Consider the following 20,336-nt stretch of genomic DNA (forward strand, 5'->3'; position numbering starts at 1 on the left):
TGTTGGGTAAAAGGCCGGCGGCTCGTACGCGGCTCTGGACAAGGCCACCGTGGAGCGCCTGCGCCGCTGGGTGCAGGAGGGCGGCACGCTGATCACCCTGAAGAACGCCTCGGAGTGGGTGATCAAGCAGGGAATCGTGCGCGAAAAGCTGCTGATTCCGGCCCACGGCGGTTGGGCTGATACGACGGCGCTGGCCGAAGCCGTGGCGGCCATTGCGCCGCCGAAACCCAACGCCACCCGGCAGCCAAAGCCGGCGCTGCCGCCTGCCCGCCGCGCGGACTTCGTGAGCCAGGACCAGGAGGGCACCCACGCCATTGCCGGCTCCATTTACCAGGCCGATGTCGACATCACCAACCCCATCGGCTTCGGCTTGACCAGCCGCAAGCTCTACGTGTTCCGCAACGGCACCACCTTCCTGCGGCCCAGCCGCAACCCCTACGCCACCGTGGTGCAGTACACTCCCGCGCCGCTGGTCAGCGGCTACGTTTCCGCCAACAACCTGCGGCAGATTCGTAACTCGGCGGCCGTAGTGGTCAGCAAGGCGGGCAATGGCCGCGTCATCTTGTTTGCCGACGACCCGAACTTCCGTCACTACTGGCACGGCACCGCGCGTCTGTTTACCAACGCCTTGCTGTTGGGTTCGCTCCTCAACCTGCCCGACGGCCCGTCCGGCATTGCGGCAGAGGAATAGCACCGCTACCGATCGTAAACTTTACAGCAATCCTTTTTTCACGGAAAGCCCCGGCACCGGGGCTTTCTGCATTTCTCAGGGTTAAACCACTGCATTCACAGGCTGGTGGGGTAGGCGGCGTGGCCCCAACGAGGTCAATCCTGAGCAAGTCAGCAACAAAGCAACCGGCTGGCCGCAACGGCACACCAGTACTGACAGATTAAATGCCCGCCGCGTGCGGCCAATCCTTTTGCGTAACCCAAGGGCTGGTAAGTCCTGGCACGTCAGGCACGGCGTTAGCTAGCCGAGGAAGTAGCTGCGGGCCCTTGACCAGCAGGGGCGGTAAATGGAGGTGCGTCGATTACAGCAGGCTGCACCTGCAGACTTGCTGCGCGGTAACTGGCGAAATACTCGGCCAAGGCTTTTTCTCCCACCAGCCAGAATACTACGGGCGTGACGATGATGTCAAGGAAGGTTGAGGAAAGCAGCCCGCCGAGGATAACCGTAGCAACCGGATAAAGGATTTCCTTGCCCGGCGCGTCCTTAGCCAACGTTAGCGGTATCAAGGCCAGGGCAGCCACCAATGCCGTCATCAGCACCGGAACGAGCCGTTCCAAAGAGCCCCGGATGATCATGGGCTTACCGAACTGTTCGCCTTCGTGCTCCACCAGGTGGATGTAGTGCGAAATCATCATGATGCCGTTGCGCGAGGCAATGCCCGTAAGCGTGATAAAGCCCACCATTGAGGCAATGCTGAACGTGCCTCCGGTGAGCAACACCGCCACTACCGAGCCAATTAAGGCTAATGGAATGTTAAGCATAACCTGCAGCACCATGCGCGGGGACTTGAAGTGCGAGTAAAGCACCAGAAAGATGCCCGCCAGGGAAAACAAGCTCAGCCACAGGATCTTCTGCGAAGCCGACTGCTGGCTTTCAAACTGCCCGCCGTAGGTAAGGTAGTAGCCGCTGGGCAGTTGTACTTGCTCGCGCACCCGCTGCTGGATTTCCTGCACCGTCGAGCCCAGGTCGCGCTCGGCCACGTTAAGCGAAATAGTAATGCGGCGCTGGGTGTTTTCGTGGTTGATGGTGTTCGGACCCGGCTCGTAGCTGATGTCGGCGATGGCGCTGACGGGCACGAAGCCCCCGGCCGGCGTTTCCACGCGCGTGTTGGCAATGGCCTGCAGGTCGTTGCGCTGCTCTTCGGGCAGCTTCACCACCAGGTCGAAACGCTGCTGCCCGTTGAGCATCTGCGACACAACGGAGCCTTGAAACAGCGTCTGCAGGTCCTGCACCACCTCACCGCGCTGCATGCCGTAGGCACGCAGGGCCTGGTCGCGCGGGCGGATGAGCAGCTGCGGTATCTGCACCTGTTTTTCTACCTGCAGGTCTACCACGCCCGGCACGGTGGCCGCGGCGTCGCGCACCTGGGCGGCGTAGCGGCGCAGCTCCAGCAGGTCGTTGCCGAAGAGCTTGATGGCCACCTGCGCCCGCACCCCGGAGAGCAAGTGGTCGAGGCGGTGGGAGATGGGCTGGCCGATGTTGACGTTTACGCCTTTAATCAAGCTCAGGCGCTGGCGCAAATCGGCTAGAATTTCGTCGCGGCCGCGCATCTCGCGGCCTTCTTTCTCCAGCTCATCTTGCGACTTGAAAGCCACCTCGATTTCGGAGTTGTTTACCGATTCGGCGTGCTCGTCGAGCTCGGCGCGGCCGGTACGCCGGGCGGTGTAGGCCACTTCCGGCACCTCCAGCATCAGTTGTTCGCCAATGGTACCTAGCTTGTTCGATTCGGTAAGCGAGGTGCCCGCCGGAGCCGAGAAGTTGACCGTGAGCGAGCCTTCGTTGAAGGGCGGCAGAAACTCGGTGCCGAAAAACGGGACCATGGCCGCCGCCGCGATGAACAGGGCCGCCGTAGCGGACAGTACCCAGCGCGGGTGCTTCAAGCCCCAATCAAGCAGTCGGGTGTCTTTGCGCTTCAGCCAGCGCACCAGCGGCCCGTCGGTTTCGGCGTGGCTCATCTGCTTCATGCGAGGCAGCAGGTAGTAGCAGAGCACCGGCGTAACGGTAAGCGAAACGAACAGCGACGCCACAATGCTGGTGATGTAGGCGATGCCCAGCGGCGCGAAAATGCGGCCTTCCATGCCCTCCAGCGCGAACAGGGGCAGGAACACCAGCACCACGATGATGGTGGCGTACACGATGGAATTGCGCACCTCCGAGGAGGCCGCGTACACGACCTGCAAGGCTGGCTTTGAATTTGGCAAGTGCCGGTTTTCGCGCAGGCGCCGGTACACGTTTTCCACGTCCACGATGGCGTCGTCGACCAGCTCGCCGATTGCAATGGCCAAGCCCCCTAGGGTCATGGTGTTGATGCTGATGCCGGCGAAGCGAAACACCAGCGCTGTTACCAGCAAGGACAACGGAATGGCTACCAGCGAGATGAACGTGGTGCGTACGTTCAGCAGGAAGGCAAACAGCACGATGACCACCAGGATGGCCCCGTCGCGCAAGGCTTCTTCCACGTTGGTGATGCTCGACTCGATAAACTCTGATTGCTTAAACAGGCGCGAGTTGAATTGCACGTCTTTGGGCAGTGAGGGCTGCAAGCCGCGCAATGCGGCTTCCACGCGCTGGGTAAGGTCGACGGTGGCGGCGCTGGGCTGCTTCTCGATGCTCAGAATCACGGCCGGCTTACCGTTTACGCTGCCGTCGCCGCGCTTAAAGCGGGCCCCGAACTGCACCGTAGCCACTTGCGCCACAGTGATGGGCGAGCCTTCGCGGTAGCCGACCACGATGTTCTCGATTTCCTCGACCGAGCGCAGTCGGCCCAGGTTGCGGATGAGCACTTCGGAGCCCTGCCGGTCGAAGAAGTTGCCGGTAGTGTTCAGGTTAGACTGGCGCAGGGCTTCTTCTACCTGGTTGATGGTGAGCCCCGAGGCGTTAAGGCGGTTCAGGTCCACGAGCACTTGGTACTGGCGGGTGTCGCCGCCGATAGGAATCACCTGCGCTACCCCCGGAATGGAAAGCAGGCGCTGACGCACGGTGTAATCGGCGAGGGTGCGCAGATCGGCATTGGAAGTTTGCCCGCTGCTGGTCATGCCCACGAGCATGATCTGGCCCATCACGGAGGAAATAGGACCAAGCACCGGCGAAACGCCCTGCGGCAGCTGTTCGCCCACCGTTTGTAGCTTCTCCGACACAATCTGCCGGGCGGTGAAGATGTCGGTGCCGTAGTTGAACTCTACGAATACCATCCCGAGGCCAATAGCCGAGTTGGAGCGCACGGCGGCTACGCCGGTGGCTCCGTTCAGGGCCGTCTCTACCGGCAAGGTCACCAGGGCTTCCACTTCTTCGGGCGCCATGCCCGGCGACTCCAGGAATACCGTTACCCTAGGGCGGTCGAGGTCGGGCAGTACGTCCACCGGCAGGTCGCGGGCCGTGAACAGTCCTGCCACGATGAGCGCCGCCGCGAAGGCCAACGCCAGCAGGCGGTTCTGCAGCGCAAAACGAATGATTTTATCGAGCATGGTCCGTAAGAGAGCCGCCGCTAGGTAGGGGCAAGCTCACCTTATTGGTTGAGGTAGATGGATTTAAGCTGGTAGGTGCCTTGCGTAACAACCCGGTCGTTTTCGCTGAGGCCGGCCAGAACGGTTGTCTGCTGGGCGTTGGCGGTGCCGGTTTGCACGTAGCGCACCTTAAAGACTTCCGGGGCCGTGTGCACGTACACCACTGGCTTGCCGTTGAGGTCGGTAACGGCCGAGGTCGGCACTGTAAGTTGCTTGGCCCCCCGGCTGCGACTGATGACCTGCACGTTTACGGCCTGCCCCGGGCGGATCAGCACGCTGCTGGCGCCATCCACGGCCAGAATCAGCTGGCGCGCTTGGTTCACGGGGTTGACCACGTTGCTGAACGATACAACCTTTGCCGGCACGCTGCCCTGCTGCCCTTGCAAGCCCTCGATGCGAAACTGCGCGTCGGGCGTGACGCTGCCTAGGTCCTGAGGAAACACTTGCGCCTGCACCTGCAGCTTGCCAGGATTGAGCACGCGCAGCAGCTCGTCGCCCTGGTTTACCTGCTGACCCACGGTTAGGGAGAAGTTGTCGACGGTGCCGCTGATGGGCGACGTGATGGTTACCCGCCGCTGCTGGCCTTGGTTGTTCAGAATGGCCGCGTTCTGGCGCGCCTGGCGCAGCCGCAGCTCGGCGTTGACGACGTCTTTGCGGGCGGCAATGTCCTCGATGCTTTTCAGGCGGGCGTAGTCGCGCTCGGCGGCCCGTAGCTCGGCCTGGGCGTTGGCGCGCTCGGTGGCCAGGCCAATTTGCTCGGGTGCTGCCAGCGTCTGGTCGAGCACGGCCAACACCTGCCCGGCGCGCACCTGCTGGCCCACCTGCACGGGCAGACTAACGAGCCGGCCGGTTTGCGGCGCCACGGCGCGGCCTTCGCCGCCGCTGGCTGGCGCTACCGTGCCGTAAAGAGTGGCCTGGGTGGTGAAAGCGGAAAAGGTGGCCAGGCTGGTGCGCACCTTGAATAGGAACTGGCTTTCCTTAGGCAACGCCACCTCGTCGGGGGCACTGGCGGCGGCCGACGACTTAGCCACGGTGGTACCGTGGTCTTCGCCGTCGTGCGCCCACAACGAGGCCGGCGGGGGCAGCGCCACAGCCAGCACGGCGGTGGCCGCGGCCGCCGCGGCAAGTAGCTTACGCGGGGTTTTCATAGGCAAGGGAGTTTTGGGGGCCGCGACGACGCAGCAGCACCACGGTGAGCAACACGCCGGCTAGAAAGGCACCGGCAATAAGCAGCCATAGCTTCCAGCCGCTCAACCAACCGGTAGCCGCAGCAGGCCCGGCAGCAGCCGGGAGTTCTTTCCCAACCTCAATGCCTTCGAGCAGCAGAAGGTCGGCTTGTTCGCCGGCCACGATGTTCACCGTTAAACTGTACTTCTGATTTGCCGGGAAGCGCCCTTCCACTAGGTACACGCCCGGGGCTTGCCGGGTAGCCGTAAATTTTTCATAGGGCGCCTCCGGTACGGTCAGCGTGAGCTGGGCGCTGTCGACGGCAGCGTTGCTGGCGTAATCCGACACGAACAGCTGCAGATGCGCCGGCTCGCCCTTCTTTAAAGGCTGAAAGCGCAACAGCAGCTCAAACTGCTCGGACAGGGCCGCTACCGAGAAGGAAGTAGCGCCCGGGGCCGGCGAGGTGGCAGCTCCGGCGCCGTGGTCTTCGCCGCCGTGCGCCCAAGCCTGGTGGCCGGCCGCTAAGGTCAGTGACAATAAAAGGAGGTAGATCAGGCGCTGTATCATTGGCCTCGGAGGTAATTTAACTCGACCAGCGCCTGCCCATAGTCGCGCAGGGTGGTGAGGTGGGTGGTCTGAATGTCAAACGCTTGGCGCAGGCTCTGGAACAAGACCAGGTAGCTTACCTCGCCGGCTTGAAAGAGTCGTTGGGAAGCCCCGATGATGGTACGCGCCTGAGGTAGCCCTGTCTGCTGGTAGTACCCCAGGCTGGTGTTGAACTTGCGCACGTCGGCGACGGCTTGCCGGTACTGCGCGCTTAGCTCAAGGCGCTGCACATCTAGCTCGGCCGAGGCCGCCTCAGCACGAGCCGTGGCGGCCTGCAGCTGCGAGCGGTACGTCCAGAACCACAGCGGCACCGACAGCCCAACCTGGAAGCGGTAACGGTACGGGGAGTTGCGCTCTTCGGCCTGGTTCAGGTAGCCCAGCGTGAGCGCCGGGGCTCGCTGCGCCCGCACCAGGCTGATGCCGGACTGGCTAAGCCGCACGGTCTGCTGGTAGTAGCTTAGCGTGGGGCTGGCGGCTACCGCGCTGCTATCGGTCGTGGGCAGCTCGGCCAGCAGCGCAGTACCTTGGGTAGCCAGCTGCTGGCCAGCTTGGCGCAGATCGGAGGTTGTGGCCAGTTCCGGCGCGTTGCCTTGGCCGATGAGCAGCCCTAACTGCTGCTGCGCGGCCTGCAGATCGGTGCGGGCCTGCGTCAACAGATTGGCCACCTGCCGGGCTTCGGCTTCGGTGCTGACTTTCTGCAGCAGGTCGATTTCGCCGGCGGCGTGCAGGCGGCCCACGGCCACGTACAACCGTTGGTACAAGCTGTCTTGCTGCGTAAGCTGGCGCACCACCGCCTCGGCGTATTGCAGGTTCACGTAGGCCCGGCGCACATCGCGGCGCACGGTGGCCAGCTGTACCAGTTGATTGCGGCTGGCCAGTTCAATGCCGGCCTGGGCCTGCTTAGCTTGGCGCCGGTAAACAGCCGGCGACTGAATGGTCTGGACGGCCCCAAAGGTGTAAAAGTACCCGGAGGGCGCATCCAAGAGCAAATCAGGATTTGGCAGGCTGAACGAGCCCCGTTTGAGAGCCCGTTGCTCATCAAGCTGGCGGGCCGCTTGGCGCAAACGAGGGTGCTGCCGCTCCGCCCGGGCCACGGCGCTGTCCAGGCTTAACACCTGCGCCTGGGTTAACAACGGGCGCAGCCAACCCACGGCGAAGGCCACGAGAAGCAAGACGCGGAATCGGAAGGTTGTCGGAATCATGTATTCGGAGTCAACCGCGGCATGGGCCGGCGCTGCAGCAGGTGCGGGCAGCGCCTGCCGGCCACGGAGTGAGCGGCAGCGGGCGTACTCGTCCGACTGCCGTAGCCGTTAGGATTTCTTCGCCAGGTCCATGCCGCAAGTCGGGCACTTGCCAGGCTTGGTGCTTTCGCTGCCTGTGCAGCCCATCGGGCACACGTAGCCGATGGCTTTGGCCCTGGCGCTGGTGCTGGCGAGCTTGTCGTAGCGGGCGTTGATGGTTTCGCTACCCCGGCGCAGGGTCAGAATAGCCGTGGTGGGCGGGGCCCCGGCGGGCAAGGCAGCGCGCAACTGGTCAGCGCCAAAGGGAGCCAACTTCACGGTGGTGGTCTTGCCTCCGTGCAGCACCATGGCCGTGCCGGTCAGGCCTTTGTTGGGCAGTACCTGCTCCTTGTCGTCGAGCAGGTAGGCCGTCATCAGGCCGTTCTTAAGCACCAGCTCCACGTGGTACTTGCCCGCCGTGCGCACGATGCCCCCGTGCGGGGCGCTGTGGGCGTGGGTTTCTCCGGCGGCCTTATGCGTTTGGCCGTGCGAGTGCTGAGCGGAGAGGGAAAGCGGGGCGGTCAGCAGCATGGCTCCCACCAGGTAGGGAATGAGTTTCATGGTCAGGGGTGAAGAAGGGAGAGGGTTAATTGCTGGTGGCGGCCTAGATCAGGCAGCCGTTGGGGCCACATTCACAGTGAAATCGGCGGTCTGAATAGCACCCGCGTGATTGAATTGCAGGAATACCCGGTACCGGCCTGGCTTCTCGAAGGTGGTGTGAAATCCGATGCGCGGACCCTTATCTGCTTGGTCTTCGGGGTGCACGTGGAGGTATTGCGTGCCGTCTTCGCTCAGCACCACCATGTGCCCTAGGGCGCCGAGGTAGTTATCCAAGTCGGTCACAGGCTTACCACCGCGGTTCACGGTGACGCCCACGGCCAGCGGCTGACCCACTTTCACGGTTTTGTCGAAGGCGAGGTCGGCGGTGTAGCCGTTCTTTTGCCAACGCAGCTGATCATTGGTGAACTTCACGGCCGGACGCGTCGGGCCGCTGACCTGCAGGGTTTGCCGGCCGAGTTGGTGCGTGCCGCCTTGAGGCTGGTAGTCCTGGTAGAGTAGGTACGTGCCGCCGGTTTTAAACGTGAAGGGCACATCGTAGCGGCCCGAGGCTTTGAAATCGGGGTGTTCGTGGTAGAACTCCGAGAGGTCTTTGGAGACGATGATCAGGTGCATCTTTTTCTCGTGCACGACGGCCAGCGGCACGGGGGCTTGCTCGTTGCCAGTCACCTGCGGCTGAAACGACAACGTGACCGGTTGGCCGGCGGCCGGTTGCGCCGGCGTGGTCGTCAGGTTCATTTGGTAAGTTTTGCCGTCACCCGCGGCCCCGTCGGTGTGTTCCAGCTTCATGCCGCACTTGGGGCAGGTGCCGGGTTGGTCGCTGGTTACTTCGGGGTGCATGGGGCAGGAGTAGATGTGGCCGCCGCTGTGCTCGGCCCCGGCGGCATGCGTGTTGTGGCTTTCACCGGCTGCGTGCTGGTGCCCGTCGGCAGCCACATCCGTCGGAGTGCCGCTCGAAGTAGAGGCATCGTTTGAGGAGCATGCGGTAGTCATCCAAGTAAGAGTAGCCAGTAGCGTAACTGGCAACAGAAGACGCTTCATAGTTGGTGTGGTTGGTAAAAGAGGGAATTGATCAGCTCAGCCCCGGAACTGTTGCCAGGCCACAAAAGCCAGCGCAACGGAGAGCAGGACGTAGAGCCCATAGGTGGCGAACCGTCGCCGCGGGGAGGGAGGCGGTGGTCCGTTCGGTTGACAGCAACTCTTCATGGTCTGTCAGTGGAAAAGGAGCAGGAGACGAGCAGGTAGCGCGAAGGGCACGCAAAAAGGTCCGGCCACACCACGGCATAGCCGGGTAGGCGCGGACCTTAAAGGGCGCGAAAACCTAAATCGTCAGGGAGCCAATGAAGATCCGGATGTCCGGAATCTTGGGCTTTAAGTGCGTGGGCGGCACCAATGTTACGGCTTGGGTTATATCCCAAGCCGCAAAACGGGGTATTGCCACGTCCAGTACGGGCGGTAAAGCCAATACCAAGGGGCCGAGTTTCTCCAAGCTCAGCTTAGGCAGGGTACCCAGAGCGGCCCATAGCGACTGCGCGTCGTCTTGGCAGCACTCCGGGTCGCTGTGCTTCTCGGGGGATGCAGACCCCTGGGCGTGCGTGTGTTTACCCGCTGATGCGTGTTCGTGCTGGTGCGTATGACCACCGTTGCGGCTATGCTCGTGCGGCGGCGTGCCCGGCGCGTGCTGATGCGGCGGCGCCTCGACCGCTCGGTGCATTTGTGCGCAAGCAATCTGACCCACGAGCACGTGCAGGAACAGCGCTACAAACGTAGCGGCCGTTGTGCGACGGTATCGACGAATCAGTTGAAGCATGGCGCCAAAGGAACGGCGAATCTAATCTGAAAGTTTGATGTGGTTCGCTCGGAGCTCTACCTGAGCACCGGCAGATATACTTGTTGGGTAAAGCTTGATTAGCGCGTATTTCGCAGTAATACAGCCCTAAGGCTAACTTATGGCCTGGGGAATTGGGGTTGAGTTCAACTATAACCCGTCCCAAACCGCAAAATCTTATAAGCTCTGTTCAAAATCTTGTATGCAATTAGTAACTCATAGTGGAGGGTTATTTTTCCCTTAAAGGGAAGGAAATCTTGGTTAAATGTCTTCCCAAGTTCTTATTAACGCCTGCAGGTTCTCCAGCATTGGCTGGGCGTCACAACTCCTTCTGAAGCTCATTGAAACAGCTTGAATAAATCGTACGGTATCCAGCTGCCCTCGGTCTTGGTTTCCAAACCAAAGCATGACACCGTTTATTCTGCGCTGACATGATCGATTCAAATCTCACGGAGCCTGCCTAAACAAATCAGCCGCTCGGGTAAGGCCCGAGCGGCTGATTTGTTTAGCACTGCATCTGCAGAACGGCGTTATAGCGCCGACGACACCAGGGTGGTCTGGAAGATGCTGCCGTAGTTGTAGTCGAAGGTATTGGGATCGTTTACGTGCACCGTCTTCGTGCCAATCTCATCGTCTTTCTCCCAGGCCGAGAAGTCGGCGTCGGCTTCGAACACAGTGACTTCCGTCGACATCATCTTGTTTTTCCAAGTGAAAGCCAGCTTGGTCTTCACTTTCAGGGTTGGGCCCCCGTCTTCCTCGCGCCAGCGGATTTTGTATTCGCGGGATGCGCTGGAAGTGGTAGTGTTCTCCCAGCGGAACATGCGATACCACAGGGATATGCCGTTTGAGATGTCATTGCGGCTTGGCTGGAACAGGGTGCCGTCTTCCACGATGTTGGCTACCTGGGTCGTGGTTTGCCCCCCGTTGGAATAGTGCTGCTCGGCAATGGCGGCGTACAGGCGCAACTCCGGCTTGCCACGCAACCAGGGCTCAATGGCACCCAGGTTCGTGCACTTCATGCGGGAGAGGTATTCGTAATTTCCGCCGCCGCGCTCCCCGGTTTCCAGCACCGGCGCAATGAACTCCGGCCGTACTTCGCCCTTCTCGTCGAGGCGCTCGCCGAAGCTTGCTACCACCGCCGGCAGCGTGGGCTCTTCCCGCGTGGGCAGCTCAAATGCTTCACCCGCGGCATTGTAGGCCCGCGTGCTGTTCAGGTCCAGGTCCAGAACCCCTTCTGGAATGTAAGTTACTATGGGAGCATGCACCTTGCTCCAGCTTTCCTGCAGCACGGGAATGGACACGACAATCCGATTGAACTGCTCAACCGACAGGCCGACTTCCGCGGGGTTGGTTTTCAGGCCCGCCTCGTTAAGCAAGTTTTCAAAGCTTGCGCCGCCAACATTAACCGCAAGCAGGCTGGTAAAGCGGGCGTCGTAGTCGCCGTCGAATTGCTTGGATACTTCTTCCAGCAGGGCACCCCGGGCCGCATCATTTTTGGCCAGCACGGTTGCCATGACGCGGGCCAGATCGTCCAGGTAGTAATTCTGCGTTTCCTGCAGCGAGGTCGAAGGCCGCAGGCCCATGGCCTCATTGCGCGGTTTTACATCCGCTTCCTTCGAGCAGCCGAACGCGAGCAGGGTGGCTGCCGTCAAGCAGGCTTGGGTGAGGAGTTTAGCGTGTTTCATGCGGTTGGGTGATGAATAAGGTAGTGAGAGAGAAAGTGATTAGTTGGCGGGAAGTGCCCGTGGCGCTGAGCACATGACAAAGGTGAGCGACGGCTTCAGCGGCGGCAATTTTCATGGATATACACCCGCTTGCCCGCGACGTACCGGCCCGTTGCGCGGACAAATCCGCTCGCTTGCCGGGTCGAGTTAATAGCCTCGCCGGGGCGGGGATGAGTCCTTCCCGCGGGCCCCGCTACCAGGCGGGTAATCAAAAGCAGACGACCTGCGCCTGCGCCCGGAGCCCTGGCATGCCCGGGCAAGGGGGCTAGTCATGAATTAGTGCCTGCCCTTTCGGAACCTGGAATAGATCGGGGCGTCGTCGCCCGGTGTACAGGTTCAGCCCGGACTCGCTGCGGATGGGGAAAGCAGCATCCTACCGGCTTACCTGGCGCTTCGAGGGTCGCCGCCCGCTAACTTGCCGTCGAGCCTGCTGCCGGTAAACCTTGGTGTTGGCAGGTTTGACGAATAGCTCCTGGTTTGTTTGACTTATTCCGAACCGCGCCTATACCAAGCCGGATTTCTAGCTTATCTGCTCAATGACCGACTTATATCAGTTCCTGCCCGAGCTAATCCTGCGGGCCCCGTTGCGGCCTTTTAATCCCGACATCTCGGAAACGCAGCTTGCGGCCTGCCTGGAGGATGAAGGGTTTATGGAAGCGCTCTACCTGGCTTCGCCAACCTTACACGAGCAGTGCGGGAAATTGCTGCGGGGTGAGCTCACTGACCCGCGCCGCCTCAGCCGGGTACGCGGGTCGCTGGTGCGCTACTTGATTCGCATGCGCAGTCGCTGTACGCCTTTCGGGCTGTTTGCCGGCTGCGGGGTACTGCGCTGGGGCGCGGGTAGCCAGGTAGAACTGGCGGCGCAGGCGCACCGTCGGCATACCCGCCTCGATATGCATTACCTCTGCGCCCTGGCCCAGCACCTGGGCGAGCAGGATTTCGTGCGAACCCGGCTTCGCTACCGCCCCAATAGCAGCTGGTACCGGATCGGCGAAGAAATCCGCTACATCGAGTACCAATACCTGCCAACCGGGCGGGTGGAGCAAATCAGCTCCGTGGAGGCCCATGCCCAGGTGGAAGAGGTGCTCGCCGCCTGCAACGAAGACGAGGACTACGGCGCCTTGCTGGCCCGGCTAAGCCCCGAGCAGACAAGCGAACGCGAGGAGGCCGCCGCTTTTCTCGATGCGCTCATCGCGGCGCAGGTACTGGTCAGCGAGCTGGAGCCTACGGTCACGGGTCCCGAATACTTTGCCCATCTGCTCGGGGTGCTTTCCCGCCTCGCTGACCAAGCGCCCGAGGAGCCGCGCTTGCTCTTCATCCGCCAAACGCTTACCGCCGTGGCGGATCTGCTGGCCCAGTTGGATCAGCAGCCCACGGCTCCCGTAACCAGCTACACCCGCATTGCCGGGCTGCTGGAGCAGCTCGGGGTAGCGCCCGAACAAGACAAACTGTTTCAAACCGATGCCGTGCTGAAGGTCAACGAAGCGGGCAGGGTGGATGCCGCCCTCCAAGCGAGCCTGCTCGAGGTCGTGGAAGTACTGGCCCGCCTTGCGCCGGTTCCGCGCAGCCCGCAGCTGGAAGAGTTTAAGCGTGAGTTCCAGGTGCGCTACGAGGACGAGGAGGTACCCTTGCTGCAGGTGCTGGACGCCGAAAGCGGGATTGGGTACGGCGCGACGGGGCGAAGCAGCTACTCCCCGCTGGTCCACGATCTCACGCTGGGCGGGAGCCCGGCAGCCGCCGCGCCGCCCGCCGGCGAGCTGCCGCAGCTGCTCCGCCAGAAGCTGCGCGAGGCGGAGCAGCTGCAGCTTTACGCAGTTGACCTCAGCCCGGCTGAGGTGCAGCGCTTGCCACCCGCGGCGGCTCCCTTACCGGCCTCCCTGGGCGTAATGTTTCGCCCGCTAACCGGGGGGCGCGTGCTGCTCGACAGTGTCGGTGGCTCCAGCGCGGTTAACCTGCTGGGGCGCTTTGCGCACGCAGTGCCGGAGATCGACGGCATTGTTCGGCAGGTAGCCCGGTTGGAACAGGCCCACAACCCCTCCGTTGCATTTGCCGAGCTCTGCCACCTGCCGGGCCGGCGCCTGGGCAACATCCTGCAGCGGCCCAGCTTTCGCGCGCTGGAGATTCCTTACTTGGCCCAGTCGCTGCTGCCGGCGGCGGAACAGGTGCCCGTCCAGGATCTGCTGCTTTCCCTTCGCCAGGGGCAGCTAGTGCTGCGTTCGCGGCGCTCGGGCCAACGCATCATCCCGCTGCTGGGTACCGCCCACAACTACGCTGGGGGAAGCCTGCCCGTGTACGAGTTCCTGTGCAGCCTCCAGCACGAGGGGCTGCAAACCAGCCTGAAGTTTAACTGGGAGACGGTGGGGGTGACCGCCCCGTTCCTGCCCCGCTTGACTTACAAGTCAGTGGTGCTGGAGCCGGCCAGCTGGCACCTGCCCGCCGCCGAGTTCCAGGTCCTGAGTACCGCGGGGGCCGCCGAGCGGGCCAGCCACTGGCAGGCATTCCGCGAGCGCTGGCGGCTGCCCCGGTTTTTTACCCTGGCCGAGGGGGACAATGAGCTGCTGGTTGACGCGGAAAATCCCCTGCTGGTGGAGGCCTGGCTGGAAAGCATCCGCGGGCAGTCGACCATTAAGCTCAAGGAGTTTCTGTTTGAGCCGGATAGCAGCCTGGCCCGCGACGGCGAGGGCAGACCCTACCCCTCGCAGCTCATTGCCTTGTTGGTACGGCATGCTCCCTGTTACGAGGCGAAGCGGGCATGGCCCTCCGCCGGCTCCGTTTCCTCCGCGCCAACGCGTAAGTTCTCCCTGGGATCGGAGTGGCTCTACTACAAGCTGTACTGCGGGCCGAAAATGGCCAATCGCGTCCTGCGCGAAGCGGTGGCTCCCCTGGTCGCCGAGTTGGAAAAGCGCAAGCTCATCAATCATTGGTTTTTCGTGCGGTACGCCGATCCCGACAGCCACTTGCGTCTACGTCTGCACCTGCCGCAGGTGAAGCGTCTCGGGGAGGTTGTGCAGCTGGTCCGGGACTACCTGCAGCCTTGCCTAGACTACGGGTACGTCTGGAAAAAACAAACCGACACCTACAACCGGGAGCTCGAACGCTACGGCCCCAGCACTATAGAGCTAAGCGAACACCTCTTCCATCAGCAAAGCCAGGCGTATTTGGATTACCTGGTTGCGGCGGGGCCCGAGGATGAAGCCCGGTGCTGGCTCTGGGGCGTGCGGGCCGTTGACGAGCTGCTGGAGGCCTTTAACCTGCCGCTGGACAACAAGCTCGAGCTGTTGCGCAGCTTAAAGGCAGCCTTCGCGGCGGAATTTCAGCTTGGCAAAGAGCTGAAGCGCCAACTTGACGCAAAATACCGCGAGTGGCGCCCCGATTTAAGCCAGGCGCTGACCAGGGATTTCCCGGCGGCGGCGCCCGATGGGCAGCTGCAAGCGTTGGCCGCCGCCATCCGCGGAAAGCTGCGCGAGCACCCGCCGGAGGTTGCCCTGGGATCACTGCTGAGCAGCTACGTGCACATGCTACTCAACCGGGTTATCCCCGCCGATGCCCGCCTGCACGAGCTGGTGCTCTACGATTTCCTTTTCCGGCATTACGATTCCTGCCGGGCGCGGCAAGCAAGGTGAGCTCCGGCAGCCAAGCGGCTACTTCCGGCCGCCCATGACTTTTTCCTGCAGCGCGTCGAAAAAGGCGGTTCGGTAGGTTTCGCCCAGCGGGACGTAGGCCTTCATGTCCTTGAACAGGATCTGGTTGCCGTCCAGAGCCCGGATCTTGTCCAGCGATACGATGTATGACTTGTGAACCCGGATAAACTTTTTGGCCGGTAGCCGATCCTCCAGGGCTTTGATGTTAAGTAAGGTGACGATGCGATCCTCCCGGGTATTGATGGAAACGTAGTTTTTCATGCCTTCGACAAACACGATTTCGTCGAAGTTTACCTTAGTCATCTTGCCCTTGCTCTCGGTCTTGACAAAGATGTAGTCGTCGGCTTGCTCGACCGGCTTCCACCGGCCCGTGGGCTCCAGCGAGGCGTTGAGCGCCTTTTGCGCCGCCTTGAGAAAGCGCTCAAACGCGATGGGCTTGAGCAGGTAGTCGAGGGCATCAAGCTCAAAGCCTTCCACGGCAAACTCGCTGTAAGCCGTCGTGAGAACGACTTTGGTTTTGCCTTGCAGCAGGCGCATGAAGGCCAGCCCCGAAAGCTGGGGCATCTGAATATCCAAAAACAGCAAATCCACCGGCCGGCTGCGAAGCAGGTCCAGGGCATCGATCGGGTTGGTGCAGGCGCCTACCAGTTCCAGAAAGGGAGTTTTGCTAATGTAGGCTTGCAGGATATCGATAGCTCCTTGCTCGTCGTCAACAATCAGGCAGGTAATCATGGGTTACAGTTCCATAGTTAGGGTACACGTATAAAAGCCAGCGTCTTCCGCCACGTGCAAGTTATGGCGGTTGGGGTATACCATATCCAGGCGCCGGCGCGTGTTAACCAGGCCGATGCCGGTGCTCTTTTCCTTGGGGCCCCGCCGGATTTTGTTGCGCGTCTGAAAGGTGAGCCGGTCCTGCTCAACGCTTAAGCGAATGAGAACTGGATTCGCGGGGTCCGCCAGCTCCCCGTGCTTAAAGCAGTTCTCCACGAAGGTGATCAGCACCAAGGGCAGGATCATCCGGTATTCCACGCTGCCGCGGACCGCAAAATCCACTTGCAGTTGCTGGTTGAAGCGCAGCTGATTCAGGGCAATGTAGTTTTGCAGGTGCTGCACCTCCTCGGTCAGCATCACCTTGCCGTTGTGGTCGTCCTGCAGGGCGTAGCGCATGAGGTCGGAGAGCAGCAAAATTCCTCGGGCGGCGGAATCCGAGTGGGGGTACACCTGGGAGTAAAGGAAGTTCAGGGAGTTGAACAGGAAGTGGGGGTTGATTTGGCTTTTCAAAAAAGCCAGGTTGGCTGCCATCAGGCTGTTCTCCGTGTGGCGCAGCTGCATCTCCTGCAAGCGGCGCTGGCGCTCCAGCTGCAGGGCGTAGCGGGCCGCCCCGTAGCCAAGGGAGGCAAACAAGAAAAACGAGCCCCGGTACACCGAGGTAACCCACAGGTTCTTGTAGGTCACCGCGGCCGGCAAAGACCAGCCCAGCAGGGGACCCAGGTGCAGGTTGAGCCCGGTGCGGAGCAGGGCGTAAACGGCCAAAGCCAGCAGGGCCAAAAGGGCGTAACTCACATAACGGCTCTGCGCAACCTGGCGGAGCAACAGCGCGCTGTTCGCGTAAAAAAAGGCGGCATTAAGCAGGTAGTTGGCCGTAACGGCGGCCAGTCCGTTGGTGGCCCCGTTCATGAACAGGAACGTGGCCTGTTCGTAGAGCGTGAAGCCAACCCAAATCAGCACGTGAATAACAACCGGCCGGCGCAGCGCGCGCCGCCAACGGGTAAGGGTTAATTGCATCCGGCGAAATTAGGACCGGAAGCTTCCCCGGCTGCAAGCGTTGAGTGGAGAGTTCGTTGCGCCGGGTTGGTACTGCCAAAAGCCGGGTTGGTGTAATTTTTTTCACCCGGCTTGAGGAGGAAACTAGGTTTGAATTCAACAGCGCCCCGCTGTGCCTCAACCCCTTTCCAACCTTCAGCCGCGATGAAAAGCCCCAAAGCAGCTCCTAAATTCCAGTTAGTAAAGACCGTCGTAACGCGCTTTGCCCCGGCTCAAACCGGTAAGCGCGCCGGCAGCAGTTCGGGCACCGATTCAGTCACCAGCGTACTCTCCAGCTTTTAAGTCTCGCAGCTGGTTCACCCGTTTGCTCGTCGGGTCCTGGGACGCTGGATTCCCGGCCCCGCGGGTTACTTTCTTACCGGTCCGCCGTAGTGCCATGCCCATTACTTTCCCATCTGAGCCTGCCGACAAAGGCCCGTACATCAGCGCTCCGGCGCTTGAGGAAGGACAGGGCCTGAGGCTTAGTTGGGAAATGGTGCACGCTTGGCTGTTGCGGGCCACCGAGATTAGCGCGGCCCCGCTGGGGGAACTGGCAGTCTATGGTTACTGCGTAGATAAAAGCCTGAACCGGCCCGCGGATCCTGCGTTAACGCAGCGCCTGTACCGGCGGCTGCCCGAACAGCTCGATGAACTGCTGCCTTCGCTGCTGGCCTGGCAATTGGATACGCTTTGCGCAGCCGCCTGGCTGCAAGCGGCCTGGAGCGCGGAAGGGGTAGCGTTGCCCGGGGCGGCAGCCCAGCTTGCACAGCTCGATGAGCAGGTGCAGCAGCGAGCCGTCCAGTTAAGCCAGACTGCCTCCCGCGAAAACCGACGAGCTTACTTTCGCAGCCTGCGCTACCTGAACTTACGCCGCCCAATGTCCGAGCCGCTGCTGTGGCGGCTGCTCGAAGGGGGACTGCCCCCGCTGGTTTTCTGCCCGGGGCAGGCGGTACCGCTGGGCCTAAACGGGGGATTAGCTGGCGAGCTGCTGCTGCTGCTGCACCTGCACCGGGACGGGGTAGCCGTTCCCGGCCTGGACCAGCACCTGCGGGTAAGCCTGCAGCTGCTGTTTAGCGCCCGGCAGTCCGTTGATTTTCAGGCGGGTCACTACTCCGTGTTTCCCTACGAGCTGCGCGGATCGGCGGGCGAACCTGCCTTTAGCGCCGAGCTAAGCTGGCAGCGCGGCGACTTAGGCCTCGCCCTCTTGTTTTATGAAGCTGCCGCCTTGTTTGACGACCAGGAGTTATTTAAGACCGCGGAGCTGGTAGGGCTTAATGCGCTGCTGCGCACCTCAACGGCGGAGACCTTGGTAACTACCGCCGGGTGGCAGCGGGGAGCCGCCGGGCTGGCCACCCTGTACGCCAAGCTGCACCAGCTGAGTGGCCAGCCCGCTTACCGGGCCGGCTACGATCATTGGCTCGGCCAGACGCAACGATGGCTGCCCCAGGCGCTCCAAGCGGAGCAGCAAGTAACTACCGCCGCCGTATCCGACACAATCCGGGTCGGCCTGGTGCTGTTATCGGCGTTGAAGGGCAAAGTGCTGTTGTGGGAGAGTGCTCTGCTCTACTAATCAACTTTGCCGTTGTTGGTGGGCAAAGTAGCCGTCAAAGGCCCAATCACCGCTGCTGTAGCCTGCGCCCGCATTTGGCTGCACTTCCATCCGGTACTCGCCTGCTGGATTAACTGCCAGGTACGCCCACCGGGGTTGGTCGTCGGCGTCCGCGGAGCGCTGACGCGCGGCGGGTTTGTCTCTGAGCAAGGTTGAGTCAAGTGGCAGACGCCGTTATCTTGCGCCGCAATTCTCCCTACCATTTAGATGGCCACCACCCCGAGCTTCGTTGATTTTGTAACCGGGCAGCTGGCCGGCGCACTGGATGTGTCGGCCAAAAAGCTGTTCGGCGAATACGGCCTGTACGCCGGCGGCAAGCTGTTTGGCTTGGTGTGCGACAACCAGCTGTTCCTCAAGCCCACCAAGGCCGGCCGGGCATTCCTGGGCGAGGTAGTCGAACAAGCCCCGTACGACGGCGCGAAACCGGCTTTCCTGATCGACGACAAACTCGAGGACAGCCGCTGGCTCAGCGAGCTGGTTGGGGTATCCTTGGCCGAACTGCCGGCGCCCAAAGCCAAGCCCGTGAAAGGCTGATCAAGACCCTAACCGCATCAACTCCGCGCGTTGTCGCGCGAGATAAGCCGTTCTACCGCTGACGGGTCTGGCAACTAAAAGGTTGAGGTTTAGTTGCCAGACCCAGCTGAGGGCTCGTCTTGCGAAAGCATCAGAGCGTGGGCAGCATTGGAGCCCTCTTGCTGCCTATTGGGAAGCTAGCGAAGCAACATAGTTCAAGCGTTCAATGCTATAATCTATCAACTTAGTACCGATAATACTCACTTATCGGTACTAAGTTGAAAAGGAGTATTTTCGGCGTGAAAATTCGTCGGTACTGCTTTATAATGTAGCGCATGGAAAAGTCAGCTCAGCTTGCAGTGGTCGTGCCCACCCGGAATCATGCGTTGGTGGAGTTGCCGCCCTCGGTGGCCAGGTACGTCGAGGCGGGCCTGCACGGTGCGGAGAATACCAAACGTGGGTACGCAGCTGACTTGCGGAGCTTTCAAGACTTTTGCGAGCACCACCAGCTAGTGCACCTGCCGGCAGATGTGACGACCGTTGCAGCGTATGTATCGCAGCTAGCGGATCGTGGATTGAAGCTGGCTACCATTCGTCGGCATGTGGCTGCTATTAGTAAGCTTCATCAACTCGCTGGCCAGACTTCGCCTACGAACCACGAAGCGTTGAACGTGGTGCTGGACGGCATTGCGCGCGTGGTTGGTAAGCGTCAACGCCAGGCACCGGCTTTTACTGTGGCGGAGTTGAAGCAAGCTATTCGGGCAATGGACCTGACAACTCCCACTGGACTCCGGGATCGAGCAGTGCTGTTGTTGGGCTTTGCTGGTGCGTTTCGTCGGTCAGAACTGGTGGCGCTCAATGTCGAAGATGTCGAACTGACTCGCCAAGCTCTGGTAATTCACCTGCAGCGCAGCAAGACTAACCAGTATGGTCAGGAGGAAGAAAAAGCTGTCTTTTATGCTCCCAGCGCGGATTATTGTCCTGTAAGGGCAGTGCAGGAATGGGTTGAATGCTTAGGCCAAACTACTGGGCCTTTATTTACGCGCATGAGCCGTGGCAATAAAGAGCGTCCAGCTCAACCTGGAAGGGCCCGTCTAAGCGATCAAAGTGTAAACGATTTAGTACAAAGACATTTGGGGGCCATTTACACCGCTCACTCCTTGCGTGCATCCTTCGTAACAGTGGCCGTAGAGGCTGGACAATCGAACAAGGCAATCAAAAACCAAACTAAGCAGAAGACAGATGCGATGATTGAACGTTATGCGCGATTAGATGATGTGAAGAGGTTTAATGCAGCACAATATCTTGGGCTATGATATTGTACCCTTTATAGCCGATTCATAAACGAAGCACCCGTGGCTTCCAAGTTAATGG

At 61.2% G+C, this 20,336-nt stretch carries 15 protein-coding genes; 6 read left to right on the plus strand and 9 right to left on the minus strand.

From position 1 onward, the window contains the following. The first annotated feature begins 49 nt into the window (after positions 1 to 49). A complete protein-coding gene (locus OIS50_RS19560; RefSeq protein ID WP_264694538.1) occupies positions 50 to 691 on the plus strand; it encodes a hypothetical protein in 642 nt (213 codons plus the stop codon). Between the two features lie 275 nt (positions 692 to 966). On the opposite strand, the gene OIS50_RS19565 is transcribed toward OIS50_RS19560, so the two are convergent. The 6 genes from OIS50_RS19565 to OIS50_RS19590 all read right to left on the minus strand — a co-directional run bounded on the left by OIS50_RS19565 (position 967) and on the right by OIS50_RS19590 (position 8,885). Continuing rightward, complete coding sequence (locus OIS50_RS19565) at positions 967 to 4,194, minus strand: efflux RND transporter permease subunit (protein WP_264694539.1); 3,228 nt, start codon at positions 4,192 to 4,194, stop codon at positions 967 to 969. Between the two features lie 41 nt (positions 4,195 to 4,235). Next, the gene (locus OIS50_RS19570) at positions 4,236 to 5,381 is read right to left on the minus strand and encodes an efflux RND transporter periplasmic adaptor subunit (RefSeq protein WP_264694541.1); all 1,146 of its coding nucleotides are present in this window, start codon (positions 5,379 to 5,381) and stop codon (positions 4,236 to 4,238) included. Next, complete coding sequence (locus OIS50_RS19575) at positions 5,365 to 5,937, minus strand: hypothetical protein (protein WP_264694543.1); 573 nt, start codon at positions 5,935 to 5,937, stop codon at positions 5,365 to 5,367. The genes OIS50_RS19570 and OIS50_RS19575 overlap by 17 nt, the downstream gene beginning before the upstream one ends. A gap of 26 nt (positions 5,938 to 5,963) precedes the next feature. Then, positions 5,964 to 6,989: a TolC family protein gene (locus tag OIS50_RS19580; protein WP_472850093.1), complete on the minus strand. Its 1,026-nt coding sequence runs from the start codon at positions 6,987 to 6,989 to the stop codon at positions 5,964 to 5,966. 327 nt (positions 6,990 to 7,316) lie between these two features. Continuing rightward, the gene (locus tag OIS50_RS19585; protein WP_264694547.1) at positions 7,317 to 7,847 is read right to left on the minus strand and encodes a heavy metal-binding domain-containing protein; all 531 of its coding nucleotides are present in this window, start codon (positions 7,845 to 7,847) and stop codon (positions 7,317 to 7,319) included. 48 nt (positions 7,848 to 7,895) lie between these two features. After that, positions 7,896 to 8,885, minus strand: coding sequence for a FixH family protein (locus OIS50_RS19590; RefSeq protein WP_264694549.1), 990 nt, complete (start codon positions 8,883 to 8,885; stop codon positions 7,896 to 7,898). Between the two features lie 574 nt (positions 8,886 to 9,459). Here OIS50_RS19590 and OIS50_RS19595 point away from each other — a divergent pair. Further along, positions 9,460 to 9,684, plus strand: coding sequence for a hypothetical protein (locus tag OIS50_RS19595; protein WP_264694551.1), 225 nt, complete (start codon positions 9,460 to 9,462; stop codon positions 9,682 to 9,684). 518 nt (positions 9,685 to 10,202) lie between these two features. Here the strand turns inward: OIS50_RS19595 and OIS50_RS19600 are convergent. Continuing rightward, positions 10,203 to 11,357 carry a hypothetical protein gene (locus OIS50_RS19600; RefSeq protein ID WP_264694553.1) on the minus strand — a complete coding sequence of 385 codons (1,155 nt, stop codon included), beginning with the start codon at positions 11,355 to 11,357 and terminating at the stop codon, positions 10,203 to 10,205. Between the two features lie 575 nt (positions 11,358 to 11,932). On the opposite strand from OIS50_RS19600, the gene OIS50_RS19605 reads away from it, so the two are divergent. Further along, on the plus strand, positions 11,933 to 15,019 hold the full coding sequence (locus OIS50_RS19605; protein ID WP_264694555.1) for a lantibiotic dehydratase: 3,087 nt from the start codon (positions 11,933 to 11,935) through the stop codon (positions 15,017 to 15,019). Between the two features lie 18 nt (positions 15,020 to 15,037). Here OIS50_RS19605 and OIS50_RS19610 read toward each other — a convergent pair whose 3' ends face one another. Next, entirely contained in the window at positions 15,038 to 15,769 is a 732-nt protein-coding gene (locus OIS50_RS19610) for a LytR/AlgR family response regulator transcription factor (protein WP_264694557.1), read from the minus strand. Positions 15,770 to 15,772: 3 nt separating this feature from the next. Further along, positions 15,773 to 16,822 (minus strand): sensor histidine kinase, encoded by a 1,050-nt coding sequence (locus OIS50_RS19615; RefSeq protein WP_264694559.1) that lies wholly within the window; start codon positions 16,820 to 16,822, stop codon positions 15,773 to 15,775. A gap of 529 nt (positions 16,823 to 17,351) precedes the next feature. Between OIS50_RS19615 and OIS50_RS19620 the strand changes: the two genes are divergently transcribed. The 3 genes from OIS50_RS19620 to OIS50_RS19630 all read left to right on the plus strand — a co-directional run bounded on the left by OIS50_RS19620 (position 17,352) and on the right by OIS50_RS19630 (position 20,278). Next, positions 17,352 to 18,410 (plus strand): glycoside hydrolase family protein, encoded by a 1,059-nt coding sequence (locus OIS50_RS19620; RefSeq protein ID WP_264694560.1) that lies wholly within the window; start codon positions 17,352 to 17,354, stop codon positions 18,408 to 18,410. Positions 18,411 to 18,656: 246 nt separating this feature from the next. Continuing rightward, on the plus strand, positions 18,657 to 18,983 hold the full coding sequence (locus tag OIS50_RS19625; protein WP_264694561.1) for a TfoX/Sxy family protein: 327 nt from the start codon (positions 18,657 to 18,659) through the stop codon (positions 18,981 to 18,983). A 314-nt stretch (positions 18,984 to 19,297) separates the two neighbouring features. Beyond that, positions 19,298 to 20,278 carry a tyrosine-type recombinase/integrase gene (locus OIS50_RS19630; RefSeq protein WP_264694562.1) on the plus strand — a complete coding sequence of 327 codons (981 nt, stop codon included), beginning with the start codon at positions 19,298 to 19,300 and terminating at the stop codon, positions 20,276 to 20,278. The last annotated feature ends 58 nt before the right edge of the window (positions 20,279 to 20,336 follow it).

Source organism: Hymenobacter sp. YIM 151858-1, from assembly GCF_025979705.1.
GTDB lineage: Bacteria > Bacteroidota > Bacteroidia > Cytophagales > Hymenobacteraceae > Solirubrum.